Genomic DNA, 20566 nt, shown 5'->3' with positions numbered 1-20566 from the left:
CATAATGGGTCGCAGACATCATGGCTGATCACGACGGGCCTTACGCGCAAGATAAAATCGACCTAAGCTATAGAAAAACTACTGGATCAAGATGCCGTTTTCCCGCAGGTCCCTGCCATCGCTGAACGCCCTCCGCGCCTTCGAGGTGTCGGGGCGGCATCTGAATTTTCGTGCCGCCTCGGAGGAGCTGGGCGTGACGCAGGGCGCGGTGGCCCAACAGGTCCGCCTGCTGGAGGATCATCTGGGCATAACCCTTTTCGACCGCCTGCCGCGTGGCCTTGCGCTGACCGATCAAGGGCGCGGCTATCTGGCCGATCTGTCGCGCGCCTTCGATCTGCTGTCGACCGCCACGGACCGGCTGCAAAACCGCGCGGGCGTGGTCACCATCAGCGTCACGCCCACCTTTGCCACCAAGATGCTGATCCCGCAGCTGTCCGCCCTGCAGATGGCGCTGCCATCCGTCGAACTTCGCACCGTGGCGACGACTGCCGTGTCGGATTTCGACCGCGACCGGGTCAACCTTGCGGTGCGCGAAACCCGTCCCCCCTTCCCGCCCGCGCTGGAGGCACGCTTCCTGTTTCCGCAGAAACTGGTTCTGGTCGCCAGCCCGCATCTGGTCGCCAAGGCGGCAGGCGCGCCGCCCCCTGACCAGATCGCGCGGCTGCCGCTTTTGCATGACGCCTATGGCTATTGGTCGAGGTTCTTCGCGACCAAAGAAAAGCTGCCGGGTGCCACGTTCAACCAGACGTCCCTGGCGCTGGACGCGGCGCTGGCGGGGCAAGGCATCGCAATCGCATGCCAGGCCTTCGTCGAAGCCGACCTTGCGGCGGGACGGTTGATCAACCTTGGCAGTGCCGGTTTTGATGCCGACACCGGATTTTACCTGCTGCGCAAGCGATCGCCACATCCGGGCGGTGCGGTCGATGCCATCTGGTCGTGGTGCATCGACAGATATGGCGCGCCATAGGAAGCCTTGATGGTCCAACGACCAAGGGAGGTTTTCACAGCTTCAGCAGGGTTTCGCCTTGTTCCGTGCCGGAGACGGGCTGCTGTCGAAATACATCTCCCTTACCAGACAAGCGTCAAATTTTTACCGACGGACTGTAACACGCGCCATCCCGCTGTCGAAGTGGATGTCGGCACATTGGACATTCGGGGCGACCCGGATGTTCGCTGTGGCCTAACGCGGACCACAAGGAAGATGAGGGTTGATCATGCATTCTACCGTTCGATTGGCATTGCTGCTGACAAGGGTCACATTCGGCCTGTTTCTGATGGCATGGGGCGCAAACAAGATCGTAAACACCGAGGCAACCTCTGGCCTGTTCGCCAAATACTACGGGATCGAGCAACTGGCATCCTCCAGCGCGGTGATCTTTGGCGGGCTGCAGGTCCTGCTGGCACTGGCCATCATTTTGGGCCTTTTCAAAACGATCACCTACGGCGCAGGCGCGCTGCTGCACCTTGGTTCGACGGTGGCAACGGCCGGTTCGATCCTGATGCCGCTGGCCGAAGGATCGAACCTGCTGTTCATGGCAGGGCTGCCCATCATGGGCGCGGTTCTTGGCCTGTTCATTGCCCGCCAGCATGACACGCTGCTGTCGCTGGACAACCTGCGCTTGTCTAAATCACGCAAGGGTTTGGCCACCGCCTGATCGCCCCACCCCGCCCCGCCCCGCAGCACCATACGGTCCGTCATGGTAAATATCAGGCGTTCCAGCCTCGACGGACCGGTCGTAACATCTTTCGACATTCAGACATAGGCAACCGCCGGGAAACCTACTAAACGAAGCCCAAGATCCAGAAAGGATACCCAATGCCCACGTCGAAAAAACCCAAAGCCAAACGCAATCCTGCAAAGACGGCCCGGAAAGAGCCGGCTCAGAAACCCGCATGGTATCAGGCGCTGAACGGCCCCGCCGCGCGTCACGTCGAGCGTCCGGGGAACAAGACCCAGAACAAGCTGGCCCAAGGCAGCTAAAACTCTCTGCCGCGAATACGGACCTGCATGATCGATGGCGATCTCGGGCCTGGCATCCTGCAAAGCGGGATCTCTGGCGCTGCGGTCACATCCAAGAGCGTGACATTTCGTAAGCACCACGAAAGCTGATATCTTACGCCCGTTTCAACGGGATGTTGTTGTGGAACCTGAACATTCGGTATTGATGCAGGTGTAGGGGCAGCGATGCCCATGTTCGGGCGGCCTTTGCCGCAAGACCAGAGGCACTGCTTGGTGGGCGTTCTGGATGCTGCTGCATAATGCATAGATTCGGCCAATTATGCCGGGCCGTACGATCACCGCGTCCGGTTTGGGTGTACTGTTGAAACAAGCCCCGGCTGAATCAGTGCCACAGCAATACCTGTTTCCCTGCTCATCTTGGCAGCCAATGACTGATGTGTACGGGACCATTGCCAGTGGTGCCCGAACCAATCGCGCATCTACTGGCATCCAAACGGCGACAGTCTGGGGCTTGCCATCCGATGACACGGCCGAGACTCGGGATCGTACGTTCGGCGGGCAACGAGAAATCCATCTTTCTGCCCCCAAACCTTCCCTGTGCAAGTCGCCCAGCAAGTTCGGCGACCCAAAGGCGCGGCCGTCAGCCAGACGATCGGCCATTAAGTCCATCGACAAGGTTGCATTCGGCTTCTCGGCCACGGCTATAACATTCGGCACCGCTCACCACGGGCCCTTGCGCGTCTTGACCGACAGCTTGAGCATCAAGGCGCAGTGGATCTTAAAGACCGATCTTTGGTTCTGAGGGTGACCGTTGACGTATTGCCGATGCAGAAAGCACACCCCAATCCCCGCGTCATGCCCACGTCGGTCAGACCGACCAGTAGGTCAGTCGTCCGTTCTTTCTCATCGCTGAACAACGAACTGTGGCGATCTTACGTCCCACCTACTCAGAGCACCCAGCAGGCTAGCGATCTGCCGAACTTTCAACCTGCTACGACCTTCACGGGAAACTGCGGAAAAAGTTGACCCCGCTACTTTGCCAAAATGACTTGTTCAGCAAACCGGTTTTAAACCCAAGTCCGAAGATTGCGGTTGCATTGCCGGAACTTCGGCCCCTCCCGCCGCCGGATCAGTCCGATGCGCACGTGATTTACATGCCGGACCCTGTTATTCAGCATACCGATGATCATGCGGTATCAACGGCGTCCGAACTCTCCGGACAGCGGGACAGTTTGCGCGGCGTCAAGCGATGCGACCCAATGCGCTAAGGACGCGACGCTTAAATTCGCTAACAATCTGCCGTACGTGATCAATGCACTGCCTGCGGCATCAAGGGTTTGAAGGTTTCCCATTGTAGCCTCGGCCCGGATCATATGGTGCAAGGCCAATCCGACACCATGCGCTTTGGCCGGGTATTTTCAGTCTCGGGCTTGTTCAACCGTCTAAGTTGATTGCGGTGCAGGCCGCAGACCACCTTGCCTTGGCGGCAAGACACTTGCCTAAGATTCAGCACGATATTCTTGGGCTTCTGTCGCTTGCCAATGCACCTCGCCATCCTCTTAAAAGGTGGATCACTTCAACGGAGGCACTTAACTGTGGAAGCATTTCAAGACCGCCACTATAGCGTCCAGCATTCAATCGTTAGTTCAGGACTGACTTGGCAGGATACGCGCAGACCGGGTACGCTGGACCGCCTGGATCGACGCATCTGGCATGGCAGCAAACTACCATACCCTCAGGCTTGGTCAGGGACGGTCCATTAGCGGTTTTGGGAAAATCAGCCCCTCCAGACTGTGTTTGCGATCTGGGGCGACAGATAGGCTTGGCGGAAGTAATCGACGAAGTGTTTCACCGCCTCCGGCATTTCCTGATTGCGCCGCCACGCCAGTCCGACATCCATCGAGGGGATATCGCGCTCCATCACGACGGTCGAAATGCGCCGCCCCTCCAGCGACCACGGCCGATAGACCATATCCGACAGGATCGTCACCCCCAGCCCGTTGGCCACCATCGAGCGGACCGCCTCAGTCGAAGATGTGCGCATGCGGACCTTGGGCACCAGCCCCGTCGGCCCCCAGTATTTCATCGAGGTATTGGCGGCCTCATCCACCGTCAGCATGATGTAGTCATGGGTGGCCACCTCCTCAAACGAGGCGAATTCGCGGCCTGCCAGCGGGTGGTTCTGCGGCACCCACAAGCGTCGGTGCGACCGCAGCAGCGTCTGCGTCGCCAATTCTGGGTTCGAGGTGTTCGAGGTCAGGATCACCGCGACGTCGAAACGGTTCGAGATCAGCCCCTCCTCGATGCTCTCGCGGTTCAGCTCGCTAATGTTGATTGTCACGTTGGGAAAGCGATGGGCCAGCCGGTCCAGATGATAGGGCAGGAAATAGCCGCAGACGGTATAGGTGGCGGCGATGTTGATGGTGCCTGAAACCTCGGAATGGTTCTGGCCGATATCGCGGGCGATCTGGACCTTTTCCATCACGTCTCGCGCCGCGCTCAGCAGGTCGCGCCCGGTCGGGGTCAGGTCCATGCCATGCGCGGTGCGGGTGAACAGGGTCGCGCCCAGGGTCTGTTCCAGTTCCCGAATGGCCGAGGTGACCGAGGATTGCGAGATCGAAAGCTCGGATGCGGCGCGGCTGACCTGCCCCAGTTCGGCGGTCGCGAGGAAGTATTTCAACTGTCTGAGGTTCATCGTCTGGACCTTGTGGCGGGGGCGACATTCATCGGTCTGCCAGCTTTCGGGAAAACCTGCCGCCCGGTTATCGGATTTTTCGATACCATGATCGCGCATCGCACCCAAAACGAACACCCGCGATATTTCTTGGGCATGACGCCTGAATTCCGGGCGGATCGCGGCTGAAATCCGTTCTGATTTTCCGATAATGCGATACCAGATAATTGAACTTTACAAAAACGTGCACCCCTTCGCATCCTTGGCGAAACACGAAATCCAGGGATGCGTGATGCGAATGATTGTCGATCTCAATTGTGACATGGGCGAAGGCTTCGGGCATTGGACCCTGGGTGAGGCCCCCGACGAGGAGCTGATGGCGCTGATCTCCTCGGCCAATATCGCGGCGGGCTTTCATGCGGGCGATCCCAACTCGATGGACCGGGTGATCAAGCTGGCCAATCATTACGGCGTGGGTCTGGGTGCGCATCCCGGCTATCGCGACCTTCAGGGTTTCGGCCGCCGCTTCATCGACACCACCCCCGAGGAACTGGTCAACGACATCATCTATCAGGTCGGCGCGGTGCGGGAATTCGGACGCCGCCACGGCATCCGCCTGCAGCATGTCAAGCCGCATGGCGCGCTCTACATGGAGGCCGCCCGAAACGAGGAACTGTCGCGCCTGATGATCGAAAGCATGGCCGCGATCAGTGGCGATCTTATCATCTATTGCATGGATGTCTCGAAGACCTATGCCATCGCCAAGCGCTTGGGCCAACCCGTCGTGCGCGAATTCTATGCCGACCGCGACTATGGGGCCGACGGCTCGATCGTCTTCACCCGCAAGGTCGGGCGGCCCGACCCCGAGGCGATCGCGCGCAAATGCCTGCGCGCCTGCCGTGAAGGCAAGGTGGAAACCGTAGACGGACAGGACATCGAGATCGAGTTCGAGTCGATCTGCTTCCATTCCGACACGCCCGGCGCGGTGCAGATCGGTCAGGCGATCCGCCGCGAACTGACCGCCAACAACATCACGATCGCGCCGTCTTCGGCAGTGATCCAGGCGGCCTGAGCCGCGCGACAAGAACAACAGACAGGGATACCATCATGGCCGACATTCAATCTCCGTTGCCCGGCATCTTCTATCATCAGGCCTCGCCCGAAGAGCCGCCCTACAAGACCCCGGGCGACGCCGTGGCTGAAGGGGACGTGATCGGGTTGATCGAGGTGATGAAGACCTTCATTCAGGTGACCGCCGAAACCGCGGGCACCTTCGTGAAATACACCGTGGACAGCGCCGCTCCGGTCATGGCGGGCGATACCTTGGCCGAGGTGGAATAAGCCATGGCGATCAAGAACTCTTCATCGCGAACCGCGGCGAGATTGCCGTGCGCATCATCCGCGCCGCCCGTGTGCTGGGCATCCACACCATTCAGGCCCATTCCGAAGCCGATGCCGAGATGCTGGCCGTCAAGATGGCGGACGAAGCGATCTGCATCGGACCGGCAAAATCCAAAGACAGCTACCTGAACATCGCCGCCATCGTCGATGCGGCCAAGAAGACCGGCGCCGATGCCATTCACCCCGGTTACGGCTTTCTATCGGAAAGCCCGGCCTTTGCCCGCGCCGTCGAGGAGGCGGGCATGATCTTCGTCGGCCCATCGGCCGAAACCATCGAACGGATGGGCGACAAGGTCGCGGCCCGCCAGGCCGCCGAGGCCGCGGGCGTGCCGGTGGTTCCCGGATCGGACGGGCGGGTCGAGGATGTCGCCAGCGCCCTCGAGGTGGCCGAACGCATCGGGTTTCCGGTGATGATCAAGGCCGCCGCCGGTGGGGGCGGACGCGGCATCCGCATCGCCCAGACCGTGGACGAACTGAAATCGCTGGCCCCGCAGGCCCGGACCGAAGCCGAGGCGGCCTTCGGCGACGGCGGGCTGTACATCGAACGCGCGATCCTGTCGCCCCGCCACATCGAGGTCCAGATTCTGGGCGACGGCGAAAACGCGGTCCATTGCTTCGAACGCGAATGCTCGCTTCAGCGCCGTCGCCAGAAGGTCTGGGAGGAAGCAGGTGCCGTCTGTTTGGACGGCGCCACGCGCGAGGGGCTTTGCGCCTCGGCGGTGGCGCTGGCCAAATCGGTCAATTATCGCGGCGCGGGGACGCTGGAATATCTGTATGACGAGGCCAGCGGCGAATTCTTCTTCATCGAGATGAACACCCGCATCCAGGTCGAACACCCCGTGACCGAGATGCTGACCGGCATCGACCTGGTGGCCGAGATGATCCGCGTCTGCGGCGGTGAAAAACTGTCGATGACGCAGGACCAGATCACCCGCAGCGGCCATGCCATCGAGGTGCGGCTGTGCGCCGAGGACCCCTTCATGAACTTCATGCCCTGGCCCGGCAAGGTGACGACCCTGGTCGAGCCCACCGGCGAAGGCGTGCGCTTCGACCACTTCCTGTCCGAGGGCTACCAGATCCCGCCCTTCTACGATTCCCTTCTGGGCAAGGTCATCGTCCATGCGCCCACCCGCGACGAGGCCATAGACAAGCTGGTCGTTGCGCTGACCGAATTGCGGATCGAGGGCACCAAGACCACTGCGCCGCTGCATCTGGCGCTGGCCGCCGACCCCGATGTCCGCGCCGGCAGCTTCCATACCCAATGGCTCGAACCATGGCTCGAGGCGGGAAACCTGACTACGAAAGGAGACGCGGCTTGAAAACGCGCTATACCTATGGCGGCGACGAGCATGTCTATGTCGAGATCGACGACGAGATGTCGCTGGACGCCTTCTTCATCGGCCTGTCCCTGTCAAAACTGGTCCGCGAGGCCGAGATCCCCGGCGTGACCGAGATCTGCCCCGCCAATGCCTCGTTCGAGGTGCGCTTCGACCCTGATGTCATCGCGCCCGACCAGATGATGGCCCGCATCAAGGAACTTGAGGGCGAGGCCCGCGCCCAGGAAAAGCGCCTGGACACGCGGATCATCGAGATCCCGGTCTTCTACGAGGACCCTTGGACCCATGAAACGCTGATACGCTTTCGCGAGCGTCACCAGGACCCCTCGGGGACGGATCTGGACTATGCCGCGCGGATCAACGGTTTCGACAGCGTTGCCGATTTCATCACCGCGCATCACTCGCAGCCCTGGTTCGTGTCGATGGTGGGCTTCGTCTCGGGCCTGCCCTTCCTCTATCAGCTGGTCGAGCGGGAACGGCAGTTGCAGGTGCCGAAATACCTGCGCCCCCGGACCGACACGCCGAAGCTGACCGTGGGCTATGGCGGCTGCTTTTCCTGCATCTATTCGGTGCGCGGCGCGGGCGGATACCAGATGTTCGGCATCACCCCCATGCCGATCTTCGATCCGGAACAGAAGATCAGCTATCTCAAGGATTTCATGGTCTTCTTCCGTCCCGGCGACATCGTCAAATGGAAGCCCATCGACCGCGCCGAACACGACGCGATTGCCAAGCAGGTCGAGGAAGGCAGCTATCGCCCCCGCATCGCGCAGGTGGAATTCGATCTGGATGCCTTCAACAACGACATGACAGGCTTCAACGCCAAGCTGATGGAGGCGCTCGATGACGTTTGAGATCGTCAAGCCGGGACTGGCAACCACCGTTCAGGACCTTGGTCGCCCGGGCTATTTCCACCTTGGCATTCCCGAAGGCGGGGCGATGGACCGTCAGGCGCTGATCGCGGCCAACCTGCTGGTCGGCAACCCCGAAGGCGCCGCCTGCCTGGAAGCCGTCTTCATGAGCCCCGAGATCAGGTTCGGTGCCGCCATGTCCGTGGCCGTCACCGGGGCCGAGCTGGACGTCAAGCTGGACGGAGAGGCACGCCAGACCTGGACCAGTTTCGACGTGAAGCCCGGGCAGGTGCTGTCCTTCGGCTTCCTCAAACAGGGCGCGCGGCTTTATATCGCCGTTTCGGGGGGCATCGACACGCCGATGGCGCTTGGATCGCGGTCCACCTATGCGATCGGGGCGCTTGGCGGATTTCAGGGCCGGCCGGTCCAGCCGGGCGATGTGATCCCCGTGGGACAGGCCACCCCCGCGCCCGAGGGCCGCAGCGTCCCCCGCGATCTGCGCCGCCATCCTGACAAGCCCGCCACGCTGCGGGTGCTGCCCGGCCTCTATTGGCACCGGCTGACCGAGGCAAGCCAGCAGGCCTTCTTTGACGACGCCTGGACCGTCGCCCCCGAGGCCGACCGCATGGGCTATCGCTTCCGCGGCGGCAGACCGATGGAGTTTATCGAACGGCCCCAGCCCTTCGGCGCGGGGTCGGACCCCTCGAACATCGTGGACGGCTGCTATTCCTATGGCTCGATCCAGGTGCCCGGCGGGTTGGAGCCGATCGTGCTGCACCGCGATGCGGTGTCGGGGGGCGGCTATTTCACCCTTGGGGCGGTGATCTCGGCCGATATGGACCTGATCGGCCAGCTGCAACCGAATGCGGCGGTCAAATTCCAGCGCGTCAACATGGATCAGGCGCTGGCGGCACGGAAGGCACGCGCCGAAAGTATCGAGCGGATGCGACAGGCGCTGGCCTGATCACGCGATGTGCTGGCCAGCCAAAGGCGCAAGCGATCCCCGCCTGTCCGTCCGATCGCACGAACTTGGCCGCGACCTTGCACAAGGTCGCGGCCGGAACGTGATCGGCGCCGAGATTCGGACAGGCAAGCCAGCCCTGCAAGGGCATCACATCGTCAAAAACGCTTTTTCGATATCGTTCAGGCCCGCTTGATTGCCGATCAGCACCGCAAGCATCAGGCGCGCCTTGAGGGCCGACAGATCGCCCGCAAAGATCGCGCCGTTTTCTTTCAGCGTCACACCGCCGCTGTCCATGCCATAGACAGCGCGCGTCCGGCCTTCATCACAGCGCGAGGCGACGATCACGGGACATCCGGTATCGACCAGACGAGAGACCTGATCGGCAAAGCCGATGGGGGCATTGCCGCGCCCGAAGGCGGACAGGACGATCCCGGTGGCACCCGCATCGGCGGCCAATGCCATCAACCGGGGTGTCGTTCCCAGACCAAGCGCGATGATTTCCACATCCGGATCGATCACTGGCGTCGCCAGCTTGGGGCGCGTATGGGCCGGACGCGCATAAAGGTGGGTTTCCCCGCAATCCACCTCTGCCAGCTTGCCATGCCCGACCGAGCGGAACGTATCCACGCGCGACGTATGCGCCTTGGTCACGTATCGCGCGCCGTGGATGTCGCCCTCGAACAGGATCACCGGCCCGACGCCTGTCAGTGCCCCGCTGGCAACCGCGGTGATCGCATCATGGATGTTGCGCGGCCCGTCGGTATCGGGCTGACCCGCATGGCGCTGCGCCCCGGTGAAGACCACCGGCTTGTCCGAGGTGACCAGAAGCCAGGCCAGAAAGGCGCTTTCCTCCATCGTGTCGGTGCCATGGGTAACCACCACGCCATCGACCCCGTCATCCGACAGCACCTTGTCGATCCGCGCGCAAAGCCTGTGAATGGTCGCAAGGTCCAGCGCATAGCTGCCGGCGGCTTCGAAATTCTCGACCGTCACGGTGACGTCCGGCAGGGGTGCATGCAGGCTGGCCAGCAGCGTCTGCCCGTTCAGGCTGGCATTGACCGCACCGGCGGATGTGTCAGCCGCGGATGCAATCGTTCCGCCCGTTGCAATCAGGATCACGTTTTTCATGGGTTCGTCTTTCAGCTTGCGCGCCGGTTCGGACGCGATCTGGTCGCGGCAAGTCCGACCAGTTCGCCCCATCGGCGCACGACATAATTGTGTTCGTCCATGGTCGAGTTCCAGATCGCCACATGACGCGCGCGATCCATGCGCGAGCCCCCCGATCGGACCTCGCCGACGCGGATCGCCGGGCGACCCGCATTGTCGTTCAGGACCTCGGTGGCGGGAAGCCCCTCGTACCAATAGTCCCATTCGGCTTGCGACAGATACGCGCGCACCCGCTCGGGCGCGCACATGTAATAGCCCTGCCGCGCGACCACGGAACCCGCATAGCCATCTAGATACCAGTTCAGCCAGTCATAGGCCCGATCAAGCGCCCGACCCTCAAGATTGCGCGACAGACACATGCCGCCATGCCACGCGCGATACCCCTCCATGGGCCGGGCCTGCCGAACCTTCAGTCCAAGACGCTTCATCTCGACGATGGTGGGCGACCAGATCGAGGCAAGCTTCAACTCGCCCGACATGAACCGTTCGACCGGCTCGCCTGCCCGCAACCAGAAGGGGCTGAGATGCCCGCTCAGGATCAGGTTTCGGGCGTGTTCGACAAGCTCGTCGATCTCTTCGACCGACATATTGCCCATGTCCTCGAATTGCATCTTGCCCGACGCCGACAGCGCAAGCGCCAGATCGAAAAGACCGATGGCCGGTTCGTCGACCAAGGCAATGCGACCGGCCCATTTCGGGTCCAGCAGATCGGCCCAGCTTGTCACGTCGCGATCCACGTCCATATCCGAGGATTCGACCGCGAAACTGTCGAAATTATGGAATGTCGGCAGCATCGAGACCCGGCCCGTCGGACTGCCCGACAGGGTCATGTCATGTTGCACGAACAGCTTCGAGGCAGGCACATCGCCCATTCTCGTCCGCCCCTGCGATCCGGATACCCGGGGAAATTCGTCCAGATCGGACCAGTTGCGGATCCGCCGCGTCTCGATCGGCTGGATGGCGCGCCAGTACCAGACGATATCCAGATTGTGGAAACACTGGTCATAGATGTCATAGCTGGAGGGATCCAGCGCCGCCGTCCGTTGGGCGCTGTTGAAATCCGTCTCGATGAATTCCAGTTCGAACCCCAGATCGGCCTCGGCGCGATCCTTCAAAAGACGCCAGGGCTGGATTTCGGTCGTCAGGATGCGCAGCGGTCGGTCGGTCATGCAGCCGCCCTGACCGCCGGGATACCCGTGAAGGCCGCGAAGGACCGGCGCAGCACCTCGGGGGACAGCCCTTCCATGATGAAGACGAGGCGCGATTGACGCGGTCCCTCGGGCCAGTTTTGCAGATGGGTGGGCGCATGGACCAGATGCTGGACGCCATGCACGGCGATGGGGCGGTCCTCGCCCTCCAGCGCAAGGATGCCCTTTACCCTGAAAATCTTGTCGCCGTGCTTGTGCAGCAGCAGCGTCAGCCATGTTCCGAACATGGTCCAATCGACCGCTTGGTCGATGACCAGCGAAAAGCTAGTGACGCCAAGCGCCTCGTCGTGGTGGTGGTGATGATGGTGGTGGTGGTGGTGTCCGTGATCGCAATGATCGTCGCAGTCATGCCCGCGAGCAGGGACCACGAAGGTCGTGGGACCAAAGGCGCCGATGATCGCCTCGATCCTTTCGGACGCGCTGACGATCTGGGCGGCGGGGTTGATCCGGCCAAGGCGGTCACGCATGGCCGCTTCGTCGCCCGGATCGGCAAGGTCGGTCTTGGTCAGCACGATGCGGTCGGCGGCGGCGATCTGGCGCACGGCCTCGGCGCGGTGTTCGACCTGCCGCATGGCGTTCACCGCATCCACGGTGGTCAGCACGCCGCCATTGGCGAAATGCGACCGCAGGACCGGATGGGCCGTCAGCGTCTGCAGCACGGGATAGGGATCGGCCAGGCCCGTGGTCTCGATCACCACGCGGTCGAAAGCGATCTCTCCGCGCGACCGCAGGCCGTTCAGGTTTTCCAGCGCCTCGGCCACCTCTCCGCGGACGGTGCAGCAGATGCAGCCGGATTTCAGCAGCACGACATTGTCGTCGATGCGGTCCAGCAGGTGGTGATCCAAGCCCACCTCGCCGAATTCGTTGATCAGCACCGCCGCCCCCTGCATCGAGGGATCGGTCAGCAGGCGTTGCAGAAGCGTGGTCTTGCCCGACCCCAGAAAGCCGGTCAGCAGCAGAACGGGTGTGGTCATGGCCGGGCCTCCATGAAGGACATGAATTCTTCGTTCAGCGGGTCGAAGTCGCGTCCGGCCAGGGCCTCGGCCTCGGGCCAGAGATGCGACAGGGCCTCGAAGACGCTGGATTTTCCGGTGGGCGAGGCGACGACATAGGACCGCCCCTGCCAGATATCCAGCTTCAGCCGCCGATAGGACAGGATCGCGTTCACCGCCTTCATGCGGCGGCTTTCCTCAGCCCGCCGGGACCGGACGTTATGGTTGCGGGAATAGATACCGGGACGCGCGATGGCATTGGTCCAGTGGTCGTCGCATCCAAGGATTCCGCAAAGCGAGCACATCTTGTTCTCCTGTGCCGGTCGTCGTGGTGACGGACGGGCCTGCTGCCCGTCCGTCCTGTGTCATCTACTGCCAGAGGTCAACCGCGCGGGAACTTCTTGTCATAGTTGTCGGCCATTTCGTTCATGGTCACGAACTTGACGCCCTCATGGGATGCGATGTGCTTGAACAGGCGTTCCAGCATCAAGAGAACCTGCGGACGGCCCGACACATCTGGGTGGATGGTGATCGGGAAGACGGCATAGTCCATGTTTTCGTAAACCCAATCGAACTGGTCCTTCCACATCTGCTCGATGTCGCGCGGGTTGACGAAGCCGTGCGAGTTCGGGGACTTCTTGATGAACATCATCGGCGGCAGGTCGTCCAGATACCAGTTGGCCGGGATCTCGATCAGATCAGTCTCCTCGCCGCGGACCAGGGGCTTCATCCAGTCCTCGGGCTTGCCGGAATAGTCGATCTTGGTCCAGGTATCGCCCACCCGCACGCGATAGGGCGAGAAATCGTTGTGCATCAGCGAGTGGTCGTACTTGATGCCCTTTTTCAGCAGCATCTCGTTCGTGACGTTCGAGAATTCCCACCAGGGCGCGACATAGCCGGTCGGACGCTTGCCCGACAGTTCGGTGATCAGCTCGATGCATTTGTCCAGCACCGCCTCTTCCTGTTCGGCGGTCATGGCGATGGGGTTTTCGTGGCTATAGCCGTGGATGCCGATCTCGTGGCCGCGGTTGGCGACTTCCTTCATCTGCTCGGGGAAGGTTTCGACCGAATGGCCGGGGATGAACCAGGTGGTCTTGATGTCCAGCTTGTCGAAAAGATCCAGCAGGCGCATCGAGCCGACCTCGCCCGCGAACATCCCGCGCGAGATGTCGTCGGGGCTGTCCTCGCCGCCATAGGACCCCAGCCAGCCCGCGACCGCGTCCACATCGATGCCGAAGCCGACAAGAATTTCCTTAGCCATAATATATTCTCCTGTTGTGTCTTTAAGCGTGGATCAGGGTGACCGATTGCGGATCGACCCCAAGGGTGACTGCCGTGCCGGGGGTCAGGGTCCTGACCTCGGGACGGTCGGCATGAACCTCGACCGCGATCTCGTGGTCGTCGGCCAGGCGCACCCGCAGGTGGCCGACCGCGCCGACCAGCTGGCGATGGGTGACGGTTCCGGGCAGGTGGATTTCGCTCGGCGTGTTCAGGGGCGCGATGCGGAAGGCCTCGGCGGGAATGGCGGCAAGTGTCTCGGCACCCGTGCCGACACCCTCGATGATGCCGAAGGGCGTGTCCAGCCGCCCCATGCCCGCCTGCGAGGCCCCAAGCGGCTTGCCCGCCAGCACCGCGTTCGAGCCGATGAAATCGGCCACGAAGGGGGTCGCGGGCCTGCGATACAGTTCCCGCGGCGGCGAGATCTGTTCGACGACGCCGTTCGACATGACGACGACGCGGTCCGACAGGCCAAGCGCCTCGGATTGGGCGTGGGTGACGAAGATGAAGGTGATGCCCAATTCGCGCTGCAGCAGCTTCAGCTCGTTCTGGATGATCCGCCGCAGGTTCGCGTCCAGCGCGCCAAGCGGTTCGTCCAGCAGCAGGATCTCGGGTTCGACGACCAGCCCGCGGGCAAGCGCGATGCGCTGGCGCTGGCCGCCCGACAGCTTGTCGGCCTTGCGGTCGGCATAGGCGTCCAGGTCGAACATGTTCAGGATGCGGTCAACCTTGCGGTCGCGTTCCGCCTTGGGCATGCCCTTGACGTCCAGCCCGAAGGCGACGTTGTCGCGCACGCTCATATGCGGGAACAGGGCGTAGTTCTGGAAGATCATCGACGTGGGGCGCTTTTCGGGCGGCACACGGGTCATGTCGCGGCCCATCATCATCAGGCGGCCGTTGGTGATGTCTTCAAAGCCCGCGATCATACGCAGCGTCGTCGATTTGCCGCAGCCGGACGGCCCGAGGAAGGCGACGAATTCGCCCTTCTCGACCTGCAGGTCGAAGTCGGAAACGGCAACCGTGCCATCGGGATAGGTTTTGCCGACGGAGATCAGCTCTAGATCGTGCAGCATGCGCGCAGCCCTTGTTCAGGATGTGTGACGGGGTGGGACAGGCGGCAAGGGCCGCCCGTCCCCGGCTGTGTCAGGCGTTCAGGAATTCGTCCCACCGCATGATGAGGTGGTCGTATTCATCGGGCCACTGGTGCCAATAGGCGACGTTCGAGGACCGCTCCTCGAGCGAGCCGCCATCGCGCAGATCGCCCGGGTTGATGCCGCGCTCGGCTTCTCCGGTCCAGGGCTTGCCCTCGTACCAGAAGCCGTATTTCTCGGGGTCCATGACGTCCTTGATGTTGACCGAGGGCGAGTAATACCCCTGTTCGGTCACCGCGATGCCCGGTTCGCCCGACAGCCAGAAATCGGCATAGGCGATGACGGCGTCGCGGTTGGCGGTGCCCTTCAGCATCGACGGCCCGATGGCCCAGCCACGGTAACCTTCGCGCGGGTTGGCGTATTTGGCGGGCTTGCCCTGCGCCTTCACGGCCATGACGGCGGGCTGCCATGCGTCGCAGACGACCATCTCGCCCGAGGCCATCAGGTTGACCAATTCGCCGAAATCACCCCAGAGGGCGCGGAACTGGCCGCCCTTCTTCTTCGAGATCAGGAATTTCGCCGCCTCGTCGATCTCTTCCATGGTCGGGTTGCCGGGGTTCGAGGCGTTCAGCAGGCCAAGCGAATTCATCGCCAGAACCGCCTGACCGATGGCGATCAGCGGGTCAACGTTCAGACCCGACTTGCCCTTCCACTTGTCGTCGAACAGTGCGGTCCAGGTGTTGGCTTCTTCTTCGCTGAGGACGTCGGGGTTATAGCCGATCGAGTCGAAATTATAGACCGCCGGAACCATGTACAGCTGGGTCTGCGCCTCATCCGCCCAGATCTGCCCCGAGATCTGCGCCTTGGGATCCCACTTGGGATCGACCTTGGTGAAGATCTCGCGGATGCCGGCCCAATTGGGCAGTTCGGCGGCTGGAATGGTCTCGACGTTGTCGGTGGCGATCAGGGCCGGCAGGCGCTCGGCGATGATTTCCCAGACATCGAAATCCGCGGACCCCGACAGGATCTTGGTCTGCGCATCGGGATAGGTGGACGGCGTCCCCGAAACCGAGCTGACGCCCGAAGCCGCCTTGAACATGTCCAGGATGCGGTCCTGAACGGTCACTGAAAGCCCGGTGGTGCGCAGCTGCTGGTCGCCCAGATTGGCGGCATAGGCCATGCGCGACCAGGGGTGCAGCCCCGACCCCAGGGCCAGCGCGCCGGCGGCGGCGCCATATTGCAGGAAAGAACGTCGGTTGGTTTTCAAGCTCATGTGTCTGTTCCCTGTTGATGACATTTTTGATCTTGTTCCAAGGTCGGGGGGCGGTGGCCGCCCCCCTTGCCGGTTTCAATAGCGACCGGGGGTAAGCCCGCCATCCACGGTGATGACCTGTCCCGTCAGATAGGACGCATCCCGGGACGCCAGGAATTTGATGACGCTGGCGATCTCGGAGGGCTCACCAAGGCGCTGCATGGGGATGTAGGGCGATGCGATCTGGGCCGCGTCCGGGCCAAGGCTGTGGCCGGGGTTCAGAAGCTGGGCCGTGCGGATATAGCCCGGTGCCACGCCGTTCACGCGGATGCCCTTGTCGGCATATTCGACCGACAGCGCCCGGATCAGGCCGATGGCCCCGGCCTTGGCGGTCGAGTAATGGACGTGTTCGTGCCAGCCGTAATGGCTGCCCATGATCGAGGACAGGCAGACGATCGAGGCCCCCGGCTTCATCGCGGGCAGCGCCGGACGGATGACGCGCATCATGCCGTAAAGGTCGATGTCCATGGTCTGGTGCCATTTCTCATCCGTCATCTCGGACATGGGGACGCGCAGGGCGACACCGGCATTGGCGACGATGACATCGATGCCGCCAAAGCGGGCGTTCAGCCCCTCGACCAGCGCATCCGCGTCCTTCGTCGAACGAACATCCAGGGGGTGGAACTCGGCGCTGCCGCCTGCGGCCTCGATCTCGGCGACGACCGCGCGGCCCTCGTCTTCCAGCACGTCGGTGACGATGACGTGGTCACCTTCGGCGCCGAAGGTCAGCGCCGCGGCGCGGCCGATCCCGATCCCTGCGCCGGTGATAAGAACTGTGCGTTTATCCATTTGCTTCATATCCATCTTCTTGCATTCACAGCATCACGTCGCCGGAATTCGGCCCAAGCGTCTGACCGACGAAAAGCGCCGCATCATCCGAGATCAGGAAGGCGACGACACCGCCGACCTCGTCGGACTGGCCAAAGCGCCCAAGCGGCAGTTCGGCACGCTTGGCGGCCTTCCAGTCTTCCGACAGCGCCTCGACCAGCGGGGTGTTGATCGGGCCGGGCGCGACCGCATTGACACGCACGCCCTTGTCCGACACCTCGCGCGCAAGCGATTTCGTCATGCCGATCACCGCCGCCTTGGCCCCGGCGTAATGGACCAGCTCGACCCCGCCGACCTGCCCCAGCTGCGATGCGATATTGACGATGTGGCCCTGGCCCTTCGCCAGCATCGCGGGCAGGCAGGCCCGCGTGCACAGGTAATTGCCACGCACATGGACGGCGAAGATCTTGTCGAACATCGCCGGTTCGATATCGGTGAAGCGGGCCTGATGGCCGAAGCCCGCATTGTTCACCAGGATCTCGGGGGCGGCCATGTCGGCGGTGATGCCCGCGACCATGGCATTGACCTGATCCTCGTTGCTGACATCGGCGGCATAGGCGCGGGCCTGCCCCCCCGCCGCGGTGATCTGCGCGACGGTCTGATCGGCGGCGTCGATCGTCAGGTCGTTCACGGCGACCTTGTGACCATCTGCGGCAAGGCGGCGTGCGATGGCGGCACCGATGCCGGACCCTGCGCCTGTGACAAGAGCGATCATCACCCGTCCTCCTGCCCTTTGAAGCGCGAGGCCTTGGCGGTGAAACGCTTCATCAGCAGGCCATAGATCGCCAGCAGCGTGAAGCTGAAGATCGTGGTCAGCACCCCGAAGGCAAAGAGGTTGGGATAGATCTCGACCGAGAACGTCCCGTAGATCGCCAAGGGCAGGGTCAGTTCACGACCGACGGTAAAGATCGTCCGCGAAAACTCGTCATAGCTGAGGGTGAAGGAAAACAGCATCGCCGACAGCACGCCCGGGAAGATGATCGGGAAAGTCACGCGGCGGAAGGTCTGGGCCGGGCTGACCCCAAGCGACAGCGAGGCTTCCTCGACCGTGCGGTCGAAGCGGTTGAAGATCGCCAGCATCACCAGGAAGGCGAAGGGATAGGTATAGACCACATGCAGCACGAAGGACGTGCCGAACCAGGCCCGAGAGATGCCAAGGGTGTTGGACAGCAGCGCCATCCCCAGACCCACCAGAACACCGGGCACCATCATCCCCAGAATGATTAGATAAAAGGCCGGACCGGACCCCCGGAACTTGGTGCGGAAGGCCTCGGCGCTCATGACGCCCAGGATGGTCGAGACCACGGTCGTCATGAAGGCCAGGATCATCGAACGGACAAGGCTGTCACCCACCGGAAGCTGCGAGACACGCGACGGCTCCGTCAGGCCCAGCAGGTGCTGGTACCAATAGGTTGACCATTCGCGGATCGGGAATTGCGGACCGCCATCGGCACTTTGGAACGACAGGATCGCAAGAACGATCATCGGACCATAGAGAAACAGCAGGAAGATAGCCGAATAGACGGCAAGCGTGGGTCGAAGAATGCGCGATTCCATGGCTCACATTTCCTTTCGCAGATCGACGATCCGCAGCGCCATCGCGATGACGGCGGCGATGATGATGGTCAGGACGACACCGGCCACGGCAGCAAAGGCCCATTTCAGCGATCCGACCTGGCTGACGATGATGTTGCCCAGCAGGTTGACCTTGCGGCCCGACAGCGATGCGGCGGTGGCGAATTCGCCCAGCACCATGACCGACACGAAGATCGCGCCCACCATCACGCCCGGCAGCGACAGCGGCAGGATGATGCGGCGGAAGATCGTGCCGAAGGATGCGCCCAGATCGCGGGCGGCCTCGATCACCGAAGGGTCGATCCGGCCCAACATGAAGGTAATGGGACCGACCATGAAGACCACATAGATCTGGGTCATGCCGACCAGCACCGAAAATTCCGAGAACAGCAGGAAGGTCAGCGGTTCATTGATGATCCCAAGATTTATCAGGATCGTGTTGACCGCACCCTCGGTCCCCAGCATCGGACGCCAAGCGATCACGCGGATCAGGAACGATGTCCAGAACGGGATGACGCAAGCGACCAGAAGGGCGGTCTGAAGCGTCTTGTTGCGGACGAACAGCCCGATGAACAATGCGACCGGATAGCCGACCAGAACGGTGGCGACCAGGACGATCGCCCAGATGCGCAGCGTGGTCCAGATCGCGCCCAGATAGGTGGACGACCCAAGGAACCGTTCCCAGCTTTCGGTCGTCAGGGTCGGGTTGACCGCGAAGGTGGTCTGCGTCCAGAAGGACACATAGACCACCATGGCCATCGGCAGCACCATGAACAGCGACATCCACAAAAGACCGGGCGTCAGCAGCGCCAACGCGCGACGCCGGTCCTTCTTTTCGCGCAAAAGGGCCGGCGATACCGTCTTGTCGGGCTGCGTCTCTATCGACAGGGTCGTCATCATGCGGCTCCGTGAAACTGGCGCACCGCATCCGGCGCGAAGTGAAGATCATAGCTGTCGCCTTCGACCATGTCGGGCAGGCGTGGCTGGCTGAGGTGGTCGATAATCTGCAAAAGGCTTCCGTCCTGCGCGCGGAAGAAGAAGACCGCGGTCGGCCCGTTGAACTCTCCGGTCAGGTATTTCGCCCGCAGATGGGGCCGCCCTTCGGGCGCGCGGTCTGCGGCGCTGGCGTCGATCTGGTCGAAGCGCACCGCGATTGTCCCCTGCCCCACAGAACCGGCGCACAGGGCGGCGTCGAAGATGTTCCAAGCGTTCATGTGCCGCGCCGAGGCGGCGTTCATCGGCTCGGCGAAAAGCTGGTCGGGCACACCGGTCTGGACGATGCGGCCATCGGCCAGCACCGCGACCTTGTCGCCCATCATCAGCGCCTCGGTCTCGGACCCGGTGACATGCAGGAAGCTGACCTTCAGGCGTTCGCGGATTGCCTTCAGTTCGTCGCACATGCGCGAACGCAGGTTGGCATCCAGCGCGCCAAGCGGTTCGTCCAGCAGCACGATGCGCGGTTCGGTGACCAGCGTCCGGGCCAGTGCGACACGCTGGCGCTGACCGCCCGAAATGGCCCCGACGCCGCGATGGCCGAAACCGTCCAGGCCCACCAGTTCCAACGCGTTATCCGTGCGGTCCTTGATCTCTTTCTCATTCTGCAGCGGCGCATTCGCGCGATGGCGCAGACCGAAAGCGACGTTCTCGAACACGCTGAGATGCGGGAAAAGCGCGAAATTCTGGAAGACGAACCCGATGTCGCGAAGATGCGACGGCCGCCCGTCGATCCGTTCGCCATCGATCGAGATGACCCCGTCGTCGGGTTCCTCGAAGCCCGCGATCAGACGCAGCAGCGTGGTCTTGCCCGACCCCGACGCCCCCAGAAGGGACATGTAGGTGTCGTCCGGAACTGTAAAATCGACCCCATCCAAGGCGGTCGTGTCACCATAGGTGCGTCTTACTCGGCTCAATGTCAGCACTGGGCCCTC

At 62.5% G+C, this 20566-nt stretch carries 21 protein-coding genes; 8 read left to right on the top strand and 13 right to left on the bottom strand.

The window, feature by feature from the left end; genetic code table 11:
* Positions 1 to 91 precede the first annotated feature (91 nt).
* From SJY40_RS16380 to SJY40_RS16370, 3 genes are all read left to right on the top strand, one after another.
* Positions 92 to 967 (top strand): LysR substrate-binding domain-containing protein, encoded by an 876-nt coding sequence (locus SJY40_RS16380; protein ID WP_378949248.1) that lies wholly within the window; start codon positions 92 to 94, stop codon positions 965 to 967.
* Positions 968 to 1214: 247 nt separating this feature from the next.
* Positions 1215 to 1655: a hypothetical protein gene (locus SJY40_RS16375; protein WP_378949245.1), complete on the top strand. Its 441-nt coding sequence runs from the start codon at positions 1215 to 1217 to the stop codon at positions 1653 to 1655.
* A gap of 161 nt (positions 1656 to 1816) precedes the next feature.
* Entirely contained in the window at positions 1817 to 1981 is a 165-nt protein-coding gene (locus tag SJY40_RS16370; RefSeq protein WP_378949242.1) for a hypothetical protein, read from the top strand.
* 1756 nt (positions 1982 to 3737) lie between these two features.
* On the opposite strand, the gene SJY40_RS16365 is transcribed toward SJY40_RS16370, so the two are convergent.
* Positions 3738 to 4655, bottom strand: a complete 918-nt coding sequence (locus SJY40_RS16365) for a LysR family transcriptional regulator (RefSeq protein ID WP_378949613.1) — start codon at positions 4653 to 4655, stop codon at positions 3738 to 3740.
* A 271-nt stretch (positions 4656 to 4926) separates the two neighbouring features.
* Between SJY40_RS16365 and SJY40_RS16360 the strand changes: the two genes are divergently transcribed.
* From SJY40_RS16360 to SJY40_RS16340, 5 genes are read left to right on the top strand one after another with little or no spacing between them, the layout of a single operon-like run.
* Entirely contained in the window at positions 4927 to 5706 is a 780-nt protein-coding gene (locus SJY40_RS16360; protein ID WP_378949239.1) for a 5-oxoprolinase subunit PxpA, read from the top strand.
* A gap of 35 nt (positions 5707 to 5741) precedes the next feature.
* On the top strand, positions 5742 to 5975 hold the full coding sequence (locus SJY40_RS16355; protein WP_378949236.1) for an acetyl-CoA carboxylase: 234 nt from the start codon (positions 5742 to 5744) through the stop codon (positions 5973 to 5975).
* The gene (locus tag SJY40_RS16350; protein WP_378949610.1) at positions 5972 to 7354 is read left to right on the top strand and encodes an acetyl-CoA carboxylase biotin carboxylase subunit; all 1383 of its coding nucleotides are present in this window, start codon (positions 5972 to 5974) and stop codon (positions 7352 to 7354) included. The genes SJY40_RS16355 and SJY40_RS16350 overlap by 4 nt, the downstream gene beginning before the upstream one ends.
* Complete coding sequence (locus SJY40_RS16345) at positions 7351 to 8226, top strand: allophanate hydrolase subunit 1 (protein ID WP_378949233.1); 876 nt, start codon at positions 7351 to 7353, stop codon at positions 8224 to 8226. Before SJY40_RS16350 ends, SJY40_RS16345 begins: the two co-directional genes overlap by 4 nt.
* Positions 8216 to 9187 carry a biotin-dependent carboxyltransferase family protein gene (locus tag SJY40_RS16340; RefSeq protein ID WP_378949230.1) on the top strand — a complete coding sequence of 324 codons (972 nt, stop codon included), beginning with the start codon at positions 8216 to 8218 and terminating at the stop codon, positions 9185 to 9187. The genes SJY40_RS16345 and SJY40_RS16340 overlap by 11 nt, the downstream gene beginning before the upstream one ends.
* Positions 9188 to 9334: 147 nt before the next feature.
* Here SJY40_RS16340 and SJY40_RS16335 read toward each other — a convergent pair whose 3' ends face one another.
* The 12 genes from SJY40_RS16335 to SJY40_RS16280 form a co-directional block, all read right to left on the bottom strand.
* Positions 9335 to 10315, bottom strand: coding sequence for an asparaginase (locus SJY40_RS16335; protein ID WP_378949227.1), 981 nt, complete (start codon positions 10313 to 10315; stop codon positions 9335 to 9337).
* Positions 10316 to 10326: 11 nt separating this feature from the next.
* Complete coding sequence (locus tag SJY40_RS16330) at positions 10327 to 11523, bottom strand: PotD/PotF family extracellular solute-binding protein (protein WP_378949224.1); 1197 nt, start codon at positions 11521 to 11523, stop codon at positions 10327 to 10329.
* The gene (locus SJY40_RS16325; RefSeq protein WP_378949221.1) at positions 11520 to 12536 is read right to left on the bottom strand and encodes a CobW family GTP-binding protein; all 1017 of its coding nucleotides are present in this window, start codon (positions 12534 to 12536) and stop codon (positions 11520 to 11522) included. Before SJY40_RS16325 ends, SJY40_RS16330 begins: the two co-directional genes overlap by 4 nt.
* Complete coding sequence (locus SJY40_RS16320) at positions 12533 to 12859, bottom strand: hypothetical protein (protein ID WP_378949218.1); 327 nt, start codon at positions 12857 to 12859, stop codon at positions 12533 to 12535. The genes SJY40_RS16325 and SJY40_RS16320 overlap by 4 nt, the downstream gene beginning before the upstream one ends.
* A gap of 77 nt (positions 12860 to 12936) precedes the next feature.
* The gene (locus tag SJY40_RS16315; protein WP_378949216.1) at positions 12937 to 13815 is read right to left on the bottom strand and encodes a polysaccharide deacetylase; all 879 of its coding nucleotides are present in this window, start codon (positions 13813 to 13815) and stop codon (positions 12937 to 12939) included.
* A gap of 22 nt (positions 13816 to 13837) precedes the next feature.
* Positions 13838 to 14905 carry an ABC transporter ATP-binding protein gene (locus SJY40_RS16310; protein WP_378949213.1) on the bottom strand — a complete coding sequence of 356 codons (1068 nt, stop codon included), beginning with the start codon at positions 14903 to 14905 and terminating at the stop codon, positions 13838 to 13840.
* Between the two features lie 70 nt (positions 14906 to 14975).
* A complete protein-coding gene (locus SJY40_RS16305) occupies positions 14976 to 16196 on the bottom strand; it encodes a PotD/PotF family extracellular solute-binding protein (RefSeq protein ID WP_378949210.1) in 1221 nt (406 codons plus the stop codon).
* A 75-nt stretch (positions 16197 to 16271) separates the two neighbouring features.
* Positions 16272 to 17024 carry an SDR family NAD(P)-dependent oxidoreductase gene (locus SJY40_RS16300; protein ID WP_378949207.1) on the bottom strand — a complete coding sequence of 251 codons (753 nt, stop codon included), beginning with the start codon at positions 17022 to 17024 and terminating at the stop codon, positions 16272 to 16274.
* Between the two features lie 25 nt (positions 17025 to 17049).
* Positions 17050 to 17778, bottom strand: coding sequence for an SDR family NAD(P)-dependent oxidoreductase (locus tag SJY40_RS16295; protein ID WP_378949204.1), 729 nt, complete (start codon positions 17776 to 17778; stop codon positions 17050 to 17052).
* A complete protein-coding gene (locus SJY40_RS16290; RefSeq protein ID WP_378949201.1) occupies positions 17778 to 18620 on the bottom strand; it encodes an ABC transporter permease in 843 nt (280 codons plus the stop codon). Before SJY40_RS16290 ends, SJY40_RS16295 begins: the two co-directional genes overlap by 1 nt.
* Before the next feature lie 3 nt (positions 18621 to 18623).
* On the bottom strand, positions 18624 to 19535 hold the full coding sequence (locus SJY40_RS16285) for an ABC transporter permease (RefSeq protein WP_378949198.1): 912 nt from the start codon (positions 19533 to 19535) through the stop codon (positions 18624 to 18626).
* A complete protein-coding gene (locus SJY40_RS16280) occupies positions 19535 to 20557 on the bottom strand; it encodes an ABC transporter ATP-binding protein (RefSeq protein WP_378949195.1) in 1023 nt (340 codons plus the stop codon). The genes SJY40_RS16285 and SJY40_RS16280 overlap by 1 nt, the downstream gene beginning before the upstream one ends.
* Positions 20558 to 20566: the final 9 nt, after the last annotated feature.

The organism is Paracoccus sp. R86501, from assembly GCF_042466435.1.
Taxonomy (GTDB): Bacteria; Pseudomonadota; Alphaproteobacteria; order Rhodobacterales; family Rhodobacteraceae; genus Paracoccus.
Note: the sequence above shows the minus strand (reverse complement) of the source record. Positions and strands in the feature narration are given on the sequence as shown.

What these genes read in the sequence shown, in the direction of transcription:
- SJY40_RS16380 (WP_378949248.1), top strand. Translation starts at nt 92, where the DNA reads ATGCCGTTTTCCCGCAGGTCCCTGCCATCGCTGAACGCCCTCCGCGCC.
- SJY40_RS16375 (WP_378949245.1), top strand. Translation starts at nt 1,215, where the DNA reads ATGCATTCTACCGTTCGATTGGCATTGCTGCTGACAAGGGTCACATTC.
- SJY40_RS16370 (WP_378949242.1), top strand. Translation starts at nt 1,817, where the DNA reads ATGCCCACGTCGAAAAAACCCAAAGCCAAACGCAATCCTGCAAAGACG.
- SJY40_RS16365 (WP_378949613.1), bottom strand. Translation starts at nt 4,655, where the DNA reads ATGAACCTCAGACAGTTGAAATACTTCCTCGCGACCGCCGAACTGGGG.
- SJY40_RS16360 (WP_378949239.1), top strand. Translation starts at nt 4,927, where the DNA reads ATGCGAATGATTGTCGATCTCAATTGTGACATGGGCGAAGGCTTCGGG.
- SJY40_RS16355 (WP_378949236.1), top strand. Translation starts at nt 5,742, where the DNA reads ATGGCCGACATTCAATCTCCGTTGCCCGGCATCTTCTATCATCAGGCC.
- SJY40_RS16340 (WP_378949230.1), top strand. Translation starts at nt 8,216, where the DNA reads ATGACGTTTGAGATCGTCAAGCCGGGACTGGCAACCACCGTTCAGGAC.
- SJY40_RS16335 (WP_378949227.1), bottom strand. Translation starts at nt 10,315, where the DNA reads ATGAAAAACGTGATCCTGATTGCAACGGGCGGAACGATTGCATCCGCG.
- SJY40_RS16330 (WP_378949224.1), bottom strand. Translation starts at nt 11,523, where the DNA reads ATGACCGACCGACCGCTGCGCATCCTGACGACCGAAATCCAGCCCTGG.
- SJY40_RS16325 (WP_378949221.1), bottom strand. Translation starts at nt 12,536, where the DNA reads ATGACCACACCCGTTCTGCTGCTGACCGGCTTTCTGGGGTCGGGCAAG.
- SJY40_RS16320 (WP_378949218.1), bottom strand. Translation starts at nt 12,859, where the DNA reads ATGTGCTCGCTTTGCGGAATCCTTGGATGCGACGACCACTGGACCAAT.
- SJY40_RS16315 (WP_378949216.1), bottom strand. Translation starts at nt 13,815, where the DNA reads ATGGCTAAGGAAATTCTTGTCGGCTTCGGCATCGATGTGGACGCGGTC.
- SJY40_RS16310 (WP_378949213.1), bottom strand. Translation starts at nt 14,905, where the DNA reads ATGCTGCACGATCTAGAGCTGATCTCCGTCGGCAAAACCTATCCCGAT.
- SJY40_RS16305 (WP_378949210.1), bottom strand. Translation starts at nt 16,196, where the DNA reads ATGAGCTTGAAAACCAACCGACGTTCTTTCCTGCAATATGGCGCCGCC.
- SJY40_RS16300 (WP_378949207.1), bottom strand. Translation starts at nt 17,024, where the DNA reads ATGGATAAACGCACAGTTCTTATCACCGGCGCAGGGATCGGGATCGGC.
- SJY40_RS16295 (WP_378949204.1), bottom strand. Translation starts at nt 17,778, where the DNA reads ATGATCGCTCTTGTCACAGGCGCAGGGTCCGGCATCGGTGCCGCCATC.
- SJY40_RS16290 (WP_378949201.1), bottom strand. Translation starts at nt 18,620, where the DNA reads ATGGAATCGCGCATTCTTCGACCCACGCTTGCCGTCTATTCGGCTATC.
- SJY40_RS16285 (WP_378949198.1), bottom strand. Translation starts at nt 19,535, where the DNA reads ATGACGACCCTGTCGATAGAGACGCAGCCCGACAAGACGGTATCGCCG.